The organism is Streptomyces lienomycini, from assembly GCF_027947595.1.
Taxonomy (GTDB): domain Bacteria; phylum Actinomycetota; class Actinomycetes; order Streptomycetales; family Streptomycetaceae; genus Streptomyces; species Streptomyces lienomycini.
The window spans coordinates 3574043-3588261 of the sequence record NZ_CP116257.1; the positions used below are offsets into that span (position 1 = coordinate 3574043).

The window sequence follows — 14219 nt, forward strand, 5'->3', positions numbered from 1 at the left end:
GACCGCCGAACGGGGCAGGTGCCCGGGGAACTCGTTTCCCGGGCACCTGCCCCGTGGCGTGCCGCCCGCGTGGCGGCCTTGCGGTGCGCGGTCCTCAGGAGACCCGGCCAAGGAAGTCGAGCAGTGCGGCCGTCAACTCGGCGGGCGCGTCCTCCTGGACCAGATGACCGGCATGGGCGATCGGCTCCCAGCGGGCACCGGGGACCAGACCCGCGAGTTCGCGTCCCTTCGCCACGGGAATCCAGGCGTCGTCCTCGCCCCAGCAGATCAGCGTCGGGACACTGATGCCGGAGTACCGGTCCTGGATCTCGTCCGTGTACCGCTGGTCCGCCTGGGCGATCTGCCGGTAGAAGGCGGGCTGTCCCGACTCTCCGAGCCAGGGCTCGACCAGCCGGTCCACAACCGTCGGGCGCAGTCCCGGCCCACCGGTGGAAGCGATGTACTCGCCCACGAGCGCCCGGTGGAGCGCCGGCGGCAGCTTCTCGAAGACCTCGGCGTGATCGCGCACCAGCCGGAAGAACGGCGACCCCCAGGGGGCCAGCGCCACCGGATCGACCAGGGCGAGCGCCCGGTAACCCGCGCCGTGCAGGAGATGGGCGCGCAGGGCGACCGCGCCGCCGAAGTCGTGGGCGACGACGAGCGGCTCCGCCAGACCCCAATGGCCCAGCAACTCGTGGAAGACCCGGCCCTGCGCGGCCAGGGACACATCCTGCCCCGCGTACTTCTCCGACCGCCCGTAGCCGGGCATGTCCCAGACGAACACCCGGTGGTCGCGCGCCAGCGAACGGGCCACCGCACGCCACACGTACGACGAGAACGGCGTGCCGTGCAGCAGGACCAGCGGGCGCCCGTCCGCCGGACCCAGCCGGTTCCAGCGCACCGTGCCCGAACTGCTCGGGAACGACTCGGTCAACGGCCACTCGGACATACGGTGATTCCTTCCGGTCGGATCGGTAGGGGCGTCGCGTCACGGCTTGCGGGCGAGCCCGCCGTGCTCACCGATCGGTTCGGGCGCGGGCGAGCCGGGCTCCGGACGCCACCGGTTCACCGGGACGACGCCCGGCTCCACCAGCTCCAGGCCGTCGAAGAACGACGTGATCCGGTCGACGGTGCGCAGGACGTACGGAGCCGCACCGCTCTCGTTGTAGGCGTCCTGGGCCCGCTCGAAGCCCGGATCGGTCCCGCGGGAACCGTCGTTGACGGAGAGGTAGCTGCCCGACGGCAGAGCGGCCAGCAACCGGGTGACGACGGAACGCGCCTGGTCGTAGTCGGCGATGTGGCCCAGGATGTTGCTGAGAACCAGGGCGACCGGCCGGTCGAAGTCCAGCGTCTCGGCGGCGGCCGCGAGGACGGCGTCGGGGTCGAGTACGTCGGAGTCGATGTAGGCGGTCGCCCCCTCGGGGGTGGAGCAGAGCAGCGCGCGGGCGTGGGCGAGGACCATCGGGTCGTTGTCCACGTACACGATCCGCGCCTCGGGCGCGATCCGCTGCGCGACCTCATGGGTGTTGTCGGCGGTCGGCAGGCCCGTCCCGATGTCGAGGAACTGCCGGATGCCCGCCTCGGCGACCAGATGGGTGATGTTGCGGCGCAGGAAGGCGCGGCTGCTGCGGGCGATGGTGACGATGCCGGGGAAGACGGCGGTGTACGCGTCGCCGGCCTCCTCGTCGACCGGGTAGTTGTCCTTCCCTCCCAGCCAGTAGTTCCAGATCCGGGCCGAGTGCGGCACCGAGGTGTCGATCTTCTGCTGCGCGGCGGGGCCCGGGGTCGCCGAGGGGTCGCTCATGGGTGCGGTCCGTCTTTCAGCCGAGGCATGGGTGCTTGACCACAACCTACGTCGCAACGCCCCCCACGCGTACACCGGTTGCCCGACGGACCGCAGACCTCCCGGACAACCGCCCGGACGCCTACTGCGCGCCGGCGGCCGGGCGCACCACGATCTCGTTCACGTCCACCTCGGCGGGCCGGGAGACGGCGAAGGCGATGGCGTCGGCGATCGCGGAGGCCGGGACGGCCACCGAGCGGTACGTCCTCATGTCCTCACGCGCTCGCGGGTCGGAGATGGAGTCGGCCAGCTCCGACTCGGTGACGCCCGGGGACACCACAGTGACCCGGACGTCCCCGGCCGACTCCTGGCGCAGCCCTTCCGACAGGGCGCGCACGGCGAACTTGGTGGCGCAGTACACCGCGGCGGTCGGTACCACCTCGTACGCGCCGACCGAAGCGATGTTCACGACATGCCCGCCGCCCTGTTCCCGCATGACCGGCAGAGCGGCCGCGATGCCGTACAGCACCCCGCGGACGTTCACGTCGAGCATCCGGTCCCACTCGTCCACCCTCAACTCCGACAGCGGCGAGAGCGGCATCACGCCCGCGTTGTTGACCATCACGTCCACCCTTCCCCAGCGCTCGACCGCCGCCGACACGAAGTCCCGTACGTCGGCGGCGTCGGTGACGTCGAGCCGCCGGAAGCCGACGGTGCCCCCGCCGGCGGTGATCCGCCCGGCCAGCTTCTCCAGCCGCTCGGTGCGGCGCGCGCCCAGGAGCACCCGGTGGCCGTCGGCCGCCAGGCGCAGGGCCGTCGCCTCACCGATCCCGCTGCTCGCGCCGGTCACCAGGACGACCTTGCCGGTCCGCGTCATGACGATGTCCTCTCGTGGGGCGGATGTCTCCGCGACTGACTGCGCCACCGAGTCTGTGCGGGTCGGCGTACCCGAACCAGGACGGTCCCTGCCCGGGTGCGGCACACCCAGGCAGCGCGGCCCGGCGGCCGCCTAGCCTGTACGGCATGGACGAGAACCACCTGGGCGCCTTCCTTCGCGCCCGCCGGGCCGGCCTCCTGCCGCGGGACGTCGGCATGGTCAGCCACGGGACGCGCAGGGTCGCCGGACTGCGCCGCGAGGAGGTCGCCGTCCTCGCCGGGGTGAACGCCGACTACTACACCCGCCTGGAGCAGGGCCGCGAACGCAACCCCTCACCCCAGGTGCTGGACGCCCTCTCCCGCGCCCTGCGCCTGGACGGCGACGCGCGGACCCACCTGTTCCGGCTGGCCGGCGCCGCACCCGGCGGGGAACGCTCCGTGCACACGGCGGCAGGGGTGAGTCCGGAGCTGCGCCGGCTGATGGACGGGTACCCGCACACCCCGGCGTTCGTCCTGGGCCGCGCCCTGGACGTCCTCGCCGCCAACGCCCTGGCCGAGGCCCTCTTCGCCCCGTTCGACCCGGCGGACAACCTGGCCCGCATGATCTTCCTCGACCCCGCGGGCCGGCACTTCTACGCGGACTGGGACAGAGCGGCCCAGGCCGCCGTGGCCAACCTGCGCGAGGGCGCCGGCCACGACCCGGACAGCCCGGAGCTGCGTCGGCTGGTCGCCCAACTCACCGCGCACAGCGCGGAATTCGACCGCCTGTGGGCGGCCCACGGCGTACGGGGCAAGGCCCGGGACGCCAAGAACCTGCAGCACCCGGAGGTCGGCGCCCTCGCCCTCACCTACCAGGCGTTCGACGTGCGCGACGCCCCCGGCCAGCAGCTCGTCATCTACCACGCCGAACCGGGCAGTCCGAGCGCCCAGGCCCTGGACCTCCTCGGCTCCCTGCACGCCACCCGGCGCGGCACCGCCGGGCCGCGCGGTTAGGGGGTGCCCGCCGCACCCCGCGCCGACAGCGAGCGGAGCACGTCGAAGCACTCGGCGAGCAGGGACCGCAGCGGCTTCTCCCGGCCCCCGTCGATCCAGCGCCGGAAGGCCACCTTGAGCACGGCGATCGCGGTCTCGGCGGTCAGCTGCGCCGTCATCGCGTCCACGCCCCGACGGTCCAGGGCGTCGGCGAGCGCGCCCGCGAGGGACGCGAGCTTGATCAGTTCCCGTTCCCGCAGTTCGGCGTTGGCGTCGATGACGCCCTGCCGCTGCAGGACCAGGTCGCCGCGCTCCTCGAAGACACCCGCCGCGGCGTCGAGCGCGGCGGCCACCGCCTCCATCGGCGTCGCGGCCGGGGGCGCCGCCGCGACGGCACCCACGCACAGCTCCTCCAGCCCGCCGGAGCCGGCGAAGAGAACCTCCCGCTTGTCGGCGAAGTGCCGGAAGAACGTCCGCTCCGTCAGCCCCGCACGCCTGGTGATCTCGGCCACCGGGGTCTGCTCGTAGCCGCGCTCCACGTACAGCTCCAGCGCCGCCCGCTCCAGGCGGCCTCGCGCGTTCGGCTCCCATCGACCCATGCCGCGGAGTCTACGTGAGGGCAGGCACTGTCATGCCGGGCGCGGCGCCCCGGGGCGCAGCCCGACCAGGACGAGGTCGAGGAGGCGTTCGGCCTGCTCGCGCTGGTCGGGACGGGCCGAGGTGAGGGCGATGCCCGCGAGGGCGGCGAACATGTCGGTGGGCCCGATGTCGGACCGGATCTCCCCGGCGTCCGCGCCGGCGTCCATGAGGGCCGTCAGGGCGGCCTGGATCAGTTCGTGGCTGTCGCCGTACGGATCGCCGCCCGAGGCGACGACGGCCCGCAGGGCGTCCGCCATGCCGAACTTCGCGGTGGCGTAGTCGATGAAGCGGCGGGTCCACGCGCGCAGGGCCTCGGCCGGGGGCAGTTCCGCCAGCAGGACGGGCACGGAGTCGCACAGCCGCGCCACCTCGTTGCGGTACGCCGCCTCGATCAGGGCCTCTCGGGTGGGGAAGTTCCGGTAGAGAGTGCCGCTGCCGACGCCCGCCTCCTTGGCGACGCGCTCCAGGTGCGCGTCCAGCCCCTCCTCGCTGAACACCCGCACGGCGGCGGCCAGGATCTTGTCCCGGTTGCGCTGCGCATCGGCCCGCAGCGGGCGTTTCGTGGCATCGGACATGGGCGGCGGCTCCTCGTCGCAGGTTGCTAAGTGGAGGCGCCCCCGCTTACTGTGGATCGAAGTGGCGGCGCCCCCACTTTCACTCTAGGGCATGACACAGCTCTGTCCCCGTCCCCGTTCGGAAGGAACCCCAGCATGTCGGGAATCGAAGGCAAGGTCGTGGCGATCACGGGCGCAGGCGGCGGCATCGGCGAGGCGAGCGCCCTCCTGCTCGCCGAGCGCGGAGCCAAGGTCGTGCTCGGTGCGCGCCGTCCGGAGCGTCTCGAGGACCTGGCCCTGCGCATCGAGAAGAACGGAGGGGAGGCGGCCTGGGTCCGCACGGATGTGACACGCCGCGAGGACGTCGCCGGGCTCGTCGCCCTGGCACGCGAACGCTTCGGCAGGCTCGACGTCCTCGTGAGCAACGCCGGCGTCGGCCTGATCTCGCCCCTGGACGAACTCCGCGTCGCGGACTGGGAGCGGATGATCGACGTCAACCTGAAGGGCGTCCTCTACGGCATCGCCGAGGCCCTGCCCGTCTTCCGGGAACAGGGCTCGGGCCACTTCGTCAACATCGTGTCCACCGCCGGACTGCGCATCAGCCCGCTCATGTCGGTCTACGCCGGCACGAAGAACGCGGTGCGCACCGTGTCGGAGGGCCTGCGCCAGGAGGCCGGCGACAGCCTGCGCGTCACCGTGGTCTCGCCCGGGTTCGTCCGCACGGACTTCGCGGACGGCATCCCGGACCCCGGGGCCAGGGCCCGGACCCTGGAGACCAGGGACCGGATCGCGATCCCGCCGCGAGCCGTGGCCCGCGCGGTCGCCTTCGCCGTCGAGCAGCCCGACGGCGTCGACGTGGGCGACATCGTGGTCCGCCCCACCGCGCAGGACTAGCTAGACCCTGGTCCTGGTCCCGGCCCTCGTCCTCGTCCTCGGCCGGTCGGGGGAGGCCGGTGCCGGGGTGCCGCGCCGCCGGTAGACCAGGTAGGGCCGGACCAGGTAGCCGACCGGTGCGCTCCAGACGTGCACCAGCCGGGTGAACGGCCAGGCGGCGAAGAGCAGACAGGCGCTCAGCGCGTGCAACTGGAAGAGCAGCGGTGCGTCGGCGATCGCCTCCGGTCGGGGCCGGAGCGTGAACAGGCCGCGGAACCAGACCGACACCGTGCCCCGGTAGTCGTACCCGTCGCCGAACACGTTGTGCGCGGCGGTGGCGGTGATGCCCACCAGCACGGTCAGGGACAGCAACGGGAACAGCACCTTGTCGCTGCGGTCGGTGCCCAGCCGGATCCGCCGGGTCAGCAGCCGCCGGGCGCACAGCATGCCCAGCCCCGCGACCATGGCCACGCCCGCCACCGAACCCGCCCACACCGCACCCGTGTGGTACATGTGCTCGTCGACGCCCAGGGCCTCGGTCCACGAGGCGGGCACGGCCAGCCCCACCACATGCCCGGCGATCACCATGAACGCGCCCAGGTGGAACAGGGGGCTGCCCCAGCGCAGCCACCGGTGTTCCAGCAGCTGGCTGGTGCGCGACGTCCAGCCGAACTGGTCCTGCCGGTAGCGCCACACGTGTCCGGCCAGGAACACGGCGAGGCAGACATAGGGGACGGCGACCCACAGCAGCAGATCGGCGCCGTTCGCCGACGCGGCGGCGAGGGGAGCGGACGCGGTGTTCATGAGTGGCCTTCCGTGCGGGGGCCGGCCGCCGTGCGCGGGGCCCGGGTCGGCGGGGCGGCCATCGGTGGGACGAACGCGGACGGCGGGGCGAACTCGCCCTCCCCGTACGGCCCGTGCCCGGGGCCGGCACCGTAGGGGTCGAGCCCGACCTCCTCGTCGGGCGGCCCCTCCGCGGCGAGCCTCGCCACGGCCGCCCGGTCCGCCTCGGTCGCCGGGGGCAGCAGACCGAGCAGCGCCGACAGCACATGCCGGTACGGCGAGCCGCACTCCGCCAGCGCGTGCCGGATCAGCTCCAGCCCGCGCCGGTGCAGACGCAGCGGCGCCTCGCCCGCCCCGGGGCCCGCCAGTGCCGCGAACTCCAGCACGACCGGCAGGTGGTCGGGCAGCTCCCCGCCGTCGGTGTCCCACCCGGCGGCCCGGTAGCGCCGGGCCAGGGTGAGCAGGGCCATGCCCCGGCGCCGGGTGTCGCCGTGCAGGTAGTACGTGAGGTACAGGCCGCTCCTGCGGCGCAGGTCGAACGTCTCGACGTAGTGGCGGGCGAGCGCGTCGGGGTCCCGGGCGGCGAACCAGTCCATGAACGCGCTCAGTTCACGCGCGGCCGGTGACCCCGGCAGAGCCGCGACGGCGGACGCCAGCCGCGGCCGATGCGCGCACAGTTCCTCGTCCGGGTACTGCGACAGCAGCGACAGCAGGCGCAGCAGCAGCGCACGTTCCTCCGCCTCCTGGGGGGACATCGGCGGTTGGCGCCGGACGGCCGCGCGGACGCGGGTGCGGACGATGGCGGGCAGGGTGGCGGGCAGCGGGCTCATGCGGGACCTTCCGACGACGTACGGCGCAGGGTGGGCAGGCCGAGGGCGACCTTGCCGCCGGGCGTCTGCCCGGCGGACTCCACGGGGCAGCGGCTCTCCACGGCGGTCAGCGCCACCGCGTCCTCCCTGTGCGCGGCCGGCACGACGTAGCGGTCGGCGTACTTCGCCACCGCCAGCAGCCGGTGCAGGTCCCGGGCCTCGACGGCGGACAGCCCGACCGCGCGCAGGGCCGCCTCGTCGCCCTCCTCGCCGAGCGTCACGGCACGCATGTACGAGCGCAGCGCGGTCAGTTTCATCAGCACCCCGCCGACCACGTCCGTGTCCCCGGCGGTGAACAGACTCGCCAGGTACTCCAGCGGGATGCGCAGCCGGGTGACGGCGGCGAACACGTGGTCCGGGTCGTCCTGGTCGCCGCCGGCCACGGTGACGGCGTCCAGGACGGGGGAGAGCGGCGGCACGTACCAGACCATCGGCAGGGTGCGGTACTCCGGATGCAGGGGCAGCGCCACCCTGTACCGCGCGACCAGGTCGTACACCGGCGACCGGCGGGCCGCCTCCAGCCAGTCCTCCGGGATGCCCGACTCCCGCGCCGCCGCGACCACGTCGGGATCGCGCGGGTCCAGGAAGACGCCGCGCTGGGCGTCCAGCAGATCCCGTTCGTCCGGGGTCGCCGCCGCCTCGCCCACCCGGTCGGCGTCGTACAGCAGCAGGCCCAGGTAGCGCAGCCGGCCGACGCACGTCTCCGAGCAGACCGTCGGCTGCCCCGCCTCGATGCGCGGGAAGCAGAACGTGCACTTCTCCGCCTTGCCGGTGGCGTGGTTGACGTACACCTTCTTGTACGGGCAGGCCGTCACGCACATCCGCCAGCCGCGGCAGCGGTCCTGGTCGACCAGGACGATGCCGTCCTCGACCCGCTTGTACATCGCACCGGACGGGCAGGCCGACACACAGGCCGGGTTGAGGCAGTGCTCGCACAGCCGGGGAAGATGGAACAGGAAGGTCTGCTCGAACTCGAACCTCACCTTCTCCGCCCACTCGCCGCTCAGATTCGGATCCCCGCCCGCGTGTTCGGGCGCACCGCCCAGACCGTCCTCCCAGTTGGCGCCCCAGGTGATGTCGGCGGGCCGCCCGGTCAGCACCGAGCGCGGCCGGGCCACCGGCAGGTCCGGTCCGGCGGGGGCGCTCACCAGGTTGTCGTAGTCGTAGGTCACCGGCTCGTAGTAGTCCTCGATGACCGGCAGGTCCGGGTTGGAGAACAGCGACAGCAGCCGCCTGACCCGGCCGCCCGAGCGCAGCACCAGCCGGCCCCTGCGGTCCAGGGTCCAGCCGCCCTTCCACTTCTCCTGGTCCTCGTAGTGGCGCGGGTAGCCGATGCCCGGTTTGGTCTCCACGTTGTTGAACCAGGCGTACTCGACGCCGGTCCGGTTGGTCCACGTCTGCTTGCAGGTCACCGAACAGGTGTGGCACCCGATGCACTTGTCGAGGTTCATCACCATGGCCATCTGAGCCAGGACACGCATGTCAGTACTCCACTCGCTGGTCGCGGCGGCGGATGACGGTGACCTCGTCGCGCTGGTTGCCGGTCGGTCCGTAGTAGTTGAAGGCGTAGGTGAGCTGCGCGTGGCCGCCCGCGAGATGGGTCGGTTTGACCAGCAGCCGGGTCAGCGAGTTGTGCATGCCGCCGCGCGCGCCGCCGACCTCGGTCTTCGGCACGTTCACGGTCCGGTCCTGGGCGTGGTACATGTACACCGTGCCCTCCGGCATCCGGTGGGTGACCACGGCACGGGCCGCCACCACACCGTTGCGGTTGTAGGCCTCGATCCACTCGTTGTCCCGGACGCCGATCTTGTCGGCGTCCGCGGTGGACATCCAGATCGCCGGACCGCCCCGGGACAGGTCCAGCATGTACTTGTTGTCCTGGTAGTTCGAGTGGATGGACCACTTCGAGTGCGGGGTCAGGTAGCGGACCGTGACCTCGGCCCGGCCGCTCTCGTGGAGATGCTCGTCGCCGTAGTGCCGGATCGCGTTCAACGGCGGCCGGTACACGGGAAGTTGCTCACCCAGTTCGGCCACCCAGTCGTGCTCGACGAAGAAGTGCTGGCGACCGGTGAGGGTGTGCCAGGGCTTCTTGTGCTCGACGTTGATGACGAACGGGGAGTAACGGCGCCCGCCGGTCTCCGAGCCCGACCACTCGTACGACGTGATCACCGACCGGGGCTGGGCGCGGGTGTCGGCGAAGGTGATCCGCTCGGCCTCGCGCTCGGCGGACAGCTCCACCAGGCCCCCGCTGCCGGTCTGCCGCTCCAGCTCCCGGAAGCCCTCGGTCGCCAGGCGCCCGTTGGTGGTACCGGACAGCGCGAGGATCGCCTCGCACATGTCGGAGGCCGTGGCCAGCGACGGGCGGCCGGCGCCGACGCCTTCGCGCACGGTGCCGCAGCGGTGCCGCAACTCCTCGACCTCCCGGTCGGGGTGGACGGTGACGCCCTTCGTCGTCGTGCCGAGGGTGTCCAGGAGCGGGCCGACGGCGCGGATCTTCTGTGCCACGGCCGCGTAGTCCCGCTCGACGACGACCAGTCTCGGCATCGTCCGCCCCGGCACCGGCTCGCACTCGCCGGCCCTCCAGTCCCGCACCACGCCGCCCGGCTGCGCGAGTTCGTCCGGAGTGTCGTGCTGCAAGGGCACCGCGAGCACGTCGGTGCGGGTGCCCAGGTGCTCCGCCGCCAGCTCGCTGAACCGGTCGGCGATCCCCAGGAACGTGTCGTAGTCGGTGCGCGACTGCCAGGGCGGGGCGATGGCCGGGGTGAAGGCGTGCACGAAGGGGTGCATGTCCGTACTGGACAGGTCGTCCTTCTCGTACCAGGTCGCCGCCGGCAGGACCACGTCGGACAGCAGCCCCGTCGAGGTCATCCGGAAGTCCATGGTGACCAGCAGGTCGAGCTTTCCCTCCGGTGCCTCCTCGTGCCACACCACCTCCTCGGGCCGCTGCCGGGGCGGGGTCTCGGCCGAGCGGACGGCCGCGTCGGTGCCCAGCAGGTGCCGCAGGAAGTACTCGTTGCCCTTGCCCGACGAACCCAGCAGGTTGGCCCGCCACACGGTCAGCACCCGCGGGAAGTTGGCCGGGTCGTCCGGGTCCTCGACAGCGAACCGCAGCCGTCCGGCCTTCAGCTCGTCCACCACGTACTCGGCCACCGGGCGGTCCGCGGCGGCCGCCTCGTCGGCCAGGTCCAGCGGATTGCGGTCGAAGCCCGGGTGCCCCGGCGTCCAGCCCAGCCGGACGGCCTGCGCCAGGCAGTCCGCGAACGCCTTGCCCCTGAACCGGCCCGCACCGAGCGGAGAGGCCAACTCGTCGGGTCCGAACGCCTCGTAGCGCCACTGGTCGGTGTTGAGGTACCAGTACGAGGTGCCCGCCATGTGCCGCGTCGGCCGCTGCCAGTCGAAGGCGAACGCCAGATGCTGGAAGCCGGTCAGCGGGCGGACCTTCTCCTGCCCGACGTAGTGGGCCCAGCCGCCGCCGTTCACACCCTGGCAGCCGGTCATGGTGGTCAGCGCCAGAAACGCCCGGTAGATGGTGTCGGAGTGGAACCAGTGGTTGGTGCCCGCGCCCATCGCGATCATCGAACGTCCGTTGGTCCGCTCGGCGTTGCGGGCGAACTCCCGGGCGATCCGCGCCGCCTGGGCGGCCGGCACCGAGGTCATCGTCTCCTGCCAGGCCGGCGTGTACGGCTGGTCCGCGTCGTCGTACGAGGCGGGCCAGCTGCCCGGCAGACCGGGCCGGGCCACCCCGTACTGGGCCAGCATCAGGTCGAAGACCGTGGTGACCGTACGGCCGCCGATCCGCCGCACGGGCACCCCGCGCACCATGACCGAACCGCCCTCGGTGGCGCCTTCGTCGAAGCGGGGCAGCGCCACCTCCACCATGTTCTCGGCCGTCTCCAGGAGGCTCAACTCGGGCTCGACGCCCTCCAGGTCGAGGTTCCAGCGGCCCCGCCCGGCCTCCCCCCACCGGAAGCCGAGCGAGCCACCGGGGACCACCGTCTCGCCGGTGGCCCCGTCCAGCAGCACCGTCTTGGACCGCGCGTGCTCCTCCTCGCCGCCGAGATCGGCCGCGGTGAGGAAGCCGTCCGGGACGAGCCCGTGACCGCTCTCGCGCAGGGTCACCAGGAACGGTGCGTCCGTGTACGTGCTCAGGTAGTCCCAGAAGTACGGCACCTCGCGGTCGACGAGGAACTCGCGCAGGATCACGTGCCCCATGGCCATCGCCAGCGCCCCGTCGGTGCCCGGATGGGGGGACAGCCACTCGTCGGCGAACTTCACGTTGTCCGCGTAGTCCGGCGAGACCGCGACGACCTTGGTGCCGTTGTAGCGGGTCTCGGTGAGGAAGTGCGCGTCCGGGGTGCGGGTCACGGGGATGTTGGAGCCCCACATCACCAGATAGCCCGCGTTCCACCAGTCCGCCGCCTCCGGCACGTCCGTCTGGTCGCCGAAGACCTGCGGGGAGGCGGGCGGAAGGTCCGCGTACCAGTCGTAGAACGACAGCAGCGTGCCCCCGATCAGCGACATGAAGCGCGAGCCGGCCGCGTACGACGCCATCGACATCGCCGGGATGGGCGAGAAGCCCGCCACCCGGTCCGGGCCGTACGCCTTGACGGTGTGCACATGGGCGGCGGCGATCAGCTCGTTCACCTCGTCCCAGTCCGCGCGCACCAGACCGCCCTTGCCGCGGGCCCGCTTGTACGCCCGGGCCTTCGCCGGGTCGCCGGTGATCTCCGCCCAGGCCGCCACCGGGTCGCCCAGGCGCCGCCGCGCCTCGCGCCACAGCTTCAGCAGCACGCCCCGGACATACGGGTAACGGACCCGGCTCGGCGAGTAGGTGTACCAGGAGAACGACGCCCCGCGCGGACAGCCGCGCGGCTCGTACTCGGGGCAGTCGGCGCCGATCGAGGGGTAGTCCGTGGCCTGGTGCTCCCAGGTGATGATGCCGTCCTTGACATACACCATCCACGAGCAGGACCCGGTGCAGTTGACGCCGTGCGTGGAGCGCACCACCTTGTCGTGCGACCAGCGGTCGCGGTAGAAGCCCTCCCAGCGCCCGTCGCCCTCGCCGAACACGGCGCGGCCGTCGGCCGACACCTCCCGGCGGGTCAGCAGCCTGCGGGCGGCCAGCGGCCAGTTCTCCGCGGCGCCCGACTGCCGGCGCCGCCCCTCGCGATCGTTCTCCATGACTCGAAACGCTAGGCCGCGCCGGCCCGGCACACCCGGGGTCGCGCGGCCCCCGCCCGCCGGGCGACCGGCCCCCTTCCCGCGCCCCGCACAGGGACCAACGGCCCTGCGATCAGGGTCGGTCGGCGCCGAGCCGGGCACGCCCCGGGGTGCATGCTGGCGGTGATCGAACGAGCGGCGCCCATCGGTCCGACGCGACCCACCGCCGCAGGCCGCTGAATCCCCCGTCCCCGGCCCGCGGCGAGGGGCACGTCGGGGCACCCGCCCGTACGGTCACGCGTCCGGCCGTCCACCACGGCCGGACGCGACCCCCACGACGGGAGCACCGACCGAGCACCCGACCGAGCACCCGCGACCAAGCACCCGACCAGGAGAGGCGCGCGATGAGCACCGCCCGTGCGATCCGCCACCAACGGCACGATGCGGCTCAGCGGCCGTTCATCGTCATCTGGGAGTCCACCCGGGCCTGCCCGCTGGCCTGCCGCCACTGCCGTGCCGAGGCCGTGCCCGACCGCGACCCCGGGGAGCTGGACACGACCGCCGCGCGGGAACTGCTGCGTCAGGTCGCCGGGTTCGGGCAGCCCGCGCCCCTGTTCGTCATCACCGGCGGGGACCCCTTCCAGCGGCCCGACCTGACGGACCTCGTCGCATACGGCGGGGAGGCCGGAGTCCGCGTCGCCGTGTCGCCGTCCGGCACCCCCACCCTCACCGGCGAACGGCTGCGGGCCCTGCACGCCGCGGGCGCGGTGGGCCTGTCGCTCAGCCTGGACGGGTCCACCCCCGCCCTGCACGACGCCTTCCGCGGCGTCCCCGGCGTGTACGACTGGACGCTCGACGCCTGGGACACGGCGCGGGCCCTCGGCATGAAGGTCCAGATCAACACCACCGTCGCCCGGCACAACCTGCACGACCTGCCGGACATCGTCCGCCGGGTCGCCGACCACGGGGCGATGCTGTGGAGCGCCTTCTTCCTCGTCCCCACCGGCCGCGGACGCGACCTCGGCCCGCTCACCCCCGGCGAGACCGAGGACGTACTCAACTTCGTGTACGACATGGGCCGCACCGTGCCCGCCAAGACCACGGAGGCCCACCACTTCCGCCGGGTCGCCCTGCAACGGCGGATCCTCGCACGCACCGGCGAAGACCCCGCGACCGCGCTCGGACTCGGGCCGCTGTACCGGGAGTTGAGCGAACGCGCGGCGGAGCTGGGTCTGGCCGACGGCGATCGCCGCGTGCGCCGCCCCCCGCTGGACGTCAACGCCGGCCGGGGATTCGTCTTCGTCTCCCACACCGGCACCGTCCACCCCAGCGGATTCCTGCCGCTGGGCGCCGGGAACGTCCGCCGGACACCGCTGACCGAGATCTACCGCACCTCCGCACTCTTCACCGGGCTGCGCGACCCCGACCGGCTGGGCGGTCGCTGCGGGCGGTGCGAGTTCCGCCGGGTCTGCGGCGGCTCCCGCTCCCGTGCCTACGGCGCGACCGGCGACCCGTACGCCGAGGAGCCGTGGTGCGGCTACGTCCCCGGGTCCTTTCCCCACCAGCGGGAACTCGCCGAACTGCTGGCCGGAGCGGGAGCCGCAGACGCCGCGCGCCGCGAGGAGCACCGTGCCGCACACTCCTGACGAGCCCGTGCCCGAGCCCCTACCCGAGCCCGCCCCGGCGCCCGCGCCTGTGCCCACGCCCGCGCCCCTCCGCGCCCCCACCCCC

Annotated in this window: 12 protein-coding genes; 3 read left to right on the forward strand and 9 right to left on the reverse strand. The window is 73.0% G+C overall.

All coding sequences use genetic code 11. From position 1 onward, the window contains the following. Positions 1-94 precede the first annotated feature (94 nt). The 3 genes from BJ961_RS16220 to BJ961_RS16230 form a co-directional block, all read right to left on the reverse strand. Entirely contained in the window at positions 95-928 is an 834-nt protein-coding gene (locus BJ961_RS16220; protein WP_271413538.1) for an alpha/beta fold hydrolase, read from the reverse strand. A gap of 39 nt (positions 929-967) precedes the next feature. Then, positions 968-1783: an SAM-dependent methyltransferase gene (locus BJ961_RS16225; RefSeq protein WP_271413539.1), complete on the reverse strand. Its 816-nt coding sequence runs from the start codon at positions 1781-1783 to the stop codon at positions 968-970. A 121-nt stretch (positions 1784-1904) separates the two neighbouring features. After that, the gene (locus BJ961_RS16230) at positions 1905-2639 is read right to left on the reverse strand and encodes an SDR family oxidoreductase (RefSeq protein WP_271413540.1); all 735 of its coding nucleotides are present in this window, start codon (positions 2637-2639) and stop codon (positions 1905-1907) included. 146 nt (positions 2640-2785) lie between these two features. On the opposite strand from BJ961_RS16230, the gene BJ961_RS16235 reads away from it, so the two are divergent. Continuing rightward, complete coding sequence (locus tag BJ961_RS16235) at positions 2786-3631, forward strand: helix-turn-helix transcriptional regulator (RefSeq protein WP_271413541.1); 846 nt, start codon at positions 2786-2788, stop codon at positions 3629-3631. Here BJ961_RS16235 and BJ961_RS16240 read toward each other — a convergent pair. Continuing rightward, complete coding sequence (locus BJ961_RS16240) at positions 3628-4209, reverse strand: TetR/AcrR family transcriptional regulator (RefSeq protein ID WP_271413542.1); 582 nt, start codon at positions 4207-4209, stop codon at positions 3628-3630. The two genes, BJ961_RS16235 and BJ961_RS16240, sit on opposite strands and share 4 nt — an antisense overlap. 30 nt (positions 4210-4239) lie before the next feature. Next, positions 4240-4824, reverse strand: coding sequence for a TetR/AcrR family transcriptional regulator (locus BJ961_RS16245; protein WP_271413543.1), 585 nt, complete (start codon positions 4822-4824; stop codon positions 4240-4242). Between the two features lie 135 nt (positions 4825-4959). Between BJ961_RS16245 and BJ961_RS16250 the strand changes: the two genes are divergently transcribed. After that, on the forward strand, positions 4960-5697 hold the full coding sequence (locus BJ961_RS16250) for an SDR family oxidoreductase (protein ID WP_271413544.1): 738 nt from the start codon (positions 4960-4962) through the stop codon (positions 5695-5697). On the opposite strand, the gene narI is transcribed toward BJ961_RS16250, so the two are convergent. From narI to BJ961_RS16270, 4 genes are read right to left on the reverse strand one after another with little or no spacing between them, the layout of a single operon-like run. Continuing rightward, positions 5698-6480 (reverse strand): respiratory nitrate reductase subunit gamma, encoded by a 783-nt coding sequence (narI, locus tag BJ961_RS16255; protein ID WP_271413545.1) that lies wholly within the window; start codon positions 6478-6480, stop codon positions 5698-5700. Next, positions 6477-7289, reverse strand: a complete 813-nt coding sequence (gene narJ, locus BJ961_RS16260) for a nitrate reductase molybdenum cofactor assembly chaperone (protein ID WP_271413546.1) — start codon at positions 7287-7289, stop codon at positions 6477-6479. The genes narI and narJ overlap by 4 nt, the downstream gene beginning before the upstream one ends. Beyond that, positions 7286-8809, reverse strand: a complete 1524-nt coding sequence (gene narH / locus BJ961_RS16265) for a nitrate reductase subunit beta (RefSeq protein WP_271413547.1) — start codon at positions 8807-8809, stop codon at positions 7286-7288. Before narH ends, narJ begins: the two co-directional genes overlap by 4 nt. Position 8810: 1 nt before the next feature. Beyond that, complete coding sequence (locus BJ961_RS16270; protein ID WP_271413548.1) at positions 8811-12509, reverse strand: nitrate reductase subunit alpha; 3699 nt, start codon at positions 12507-12509, stop codon at positions 8811-8813. Positions 12510-12892: 383 nt separating this feature from the next. Between BJ961_RS16270 and BJ961_RS16275 the strand changes: the two genes are divergently transcribed. Continuing rightward, positions 12893-14134 (forward strand): TIGR04053 family radical SAM/SPASM domain-containing protein, encoded by a 1242-nt coding sequence (locus BJ961_RS16275; RefSeq protein WP_271413549.1) that lies wholly within the window; start codon positions 12893-12895, stop codon positions 14132-14134. The last annotated feature ends 85 nt before the right edge of the window (positions 14135-14219 follow it).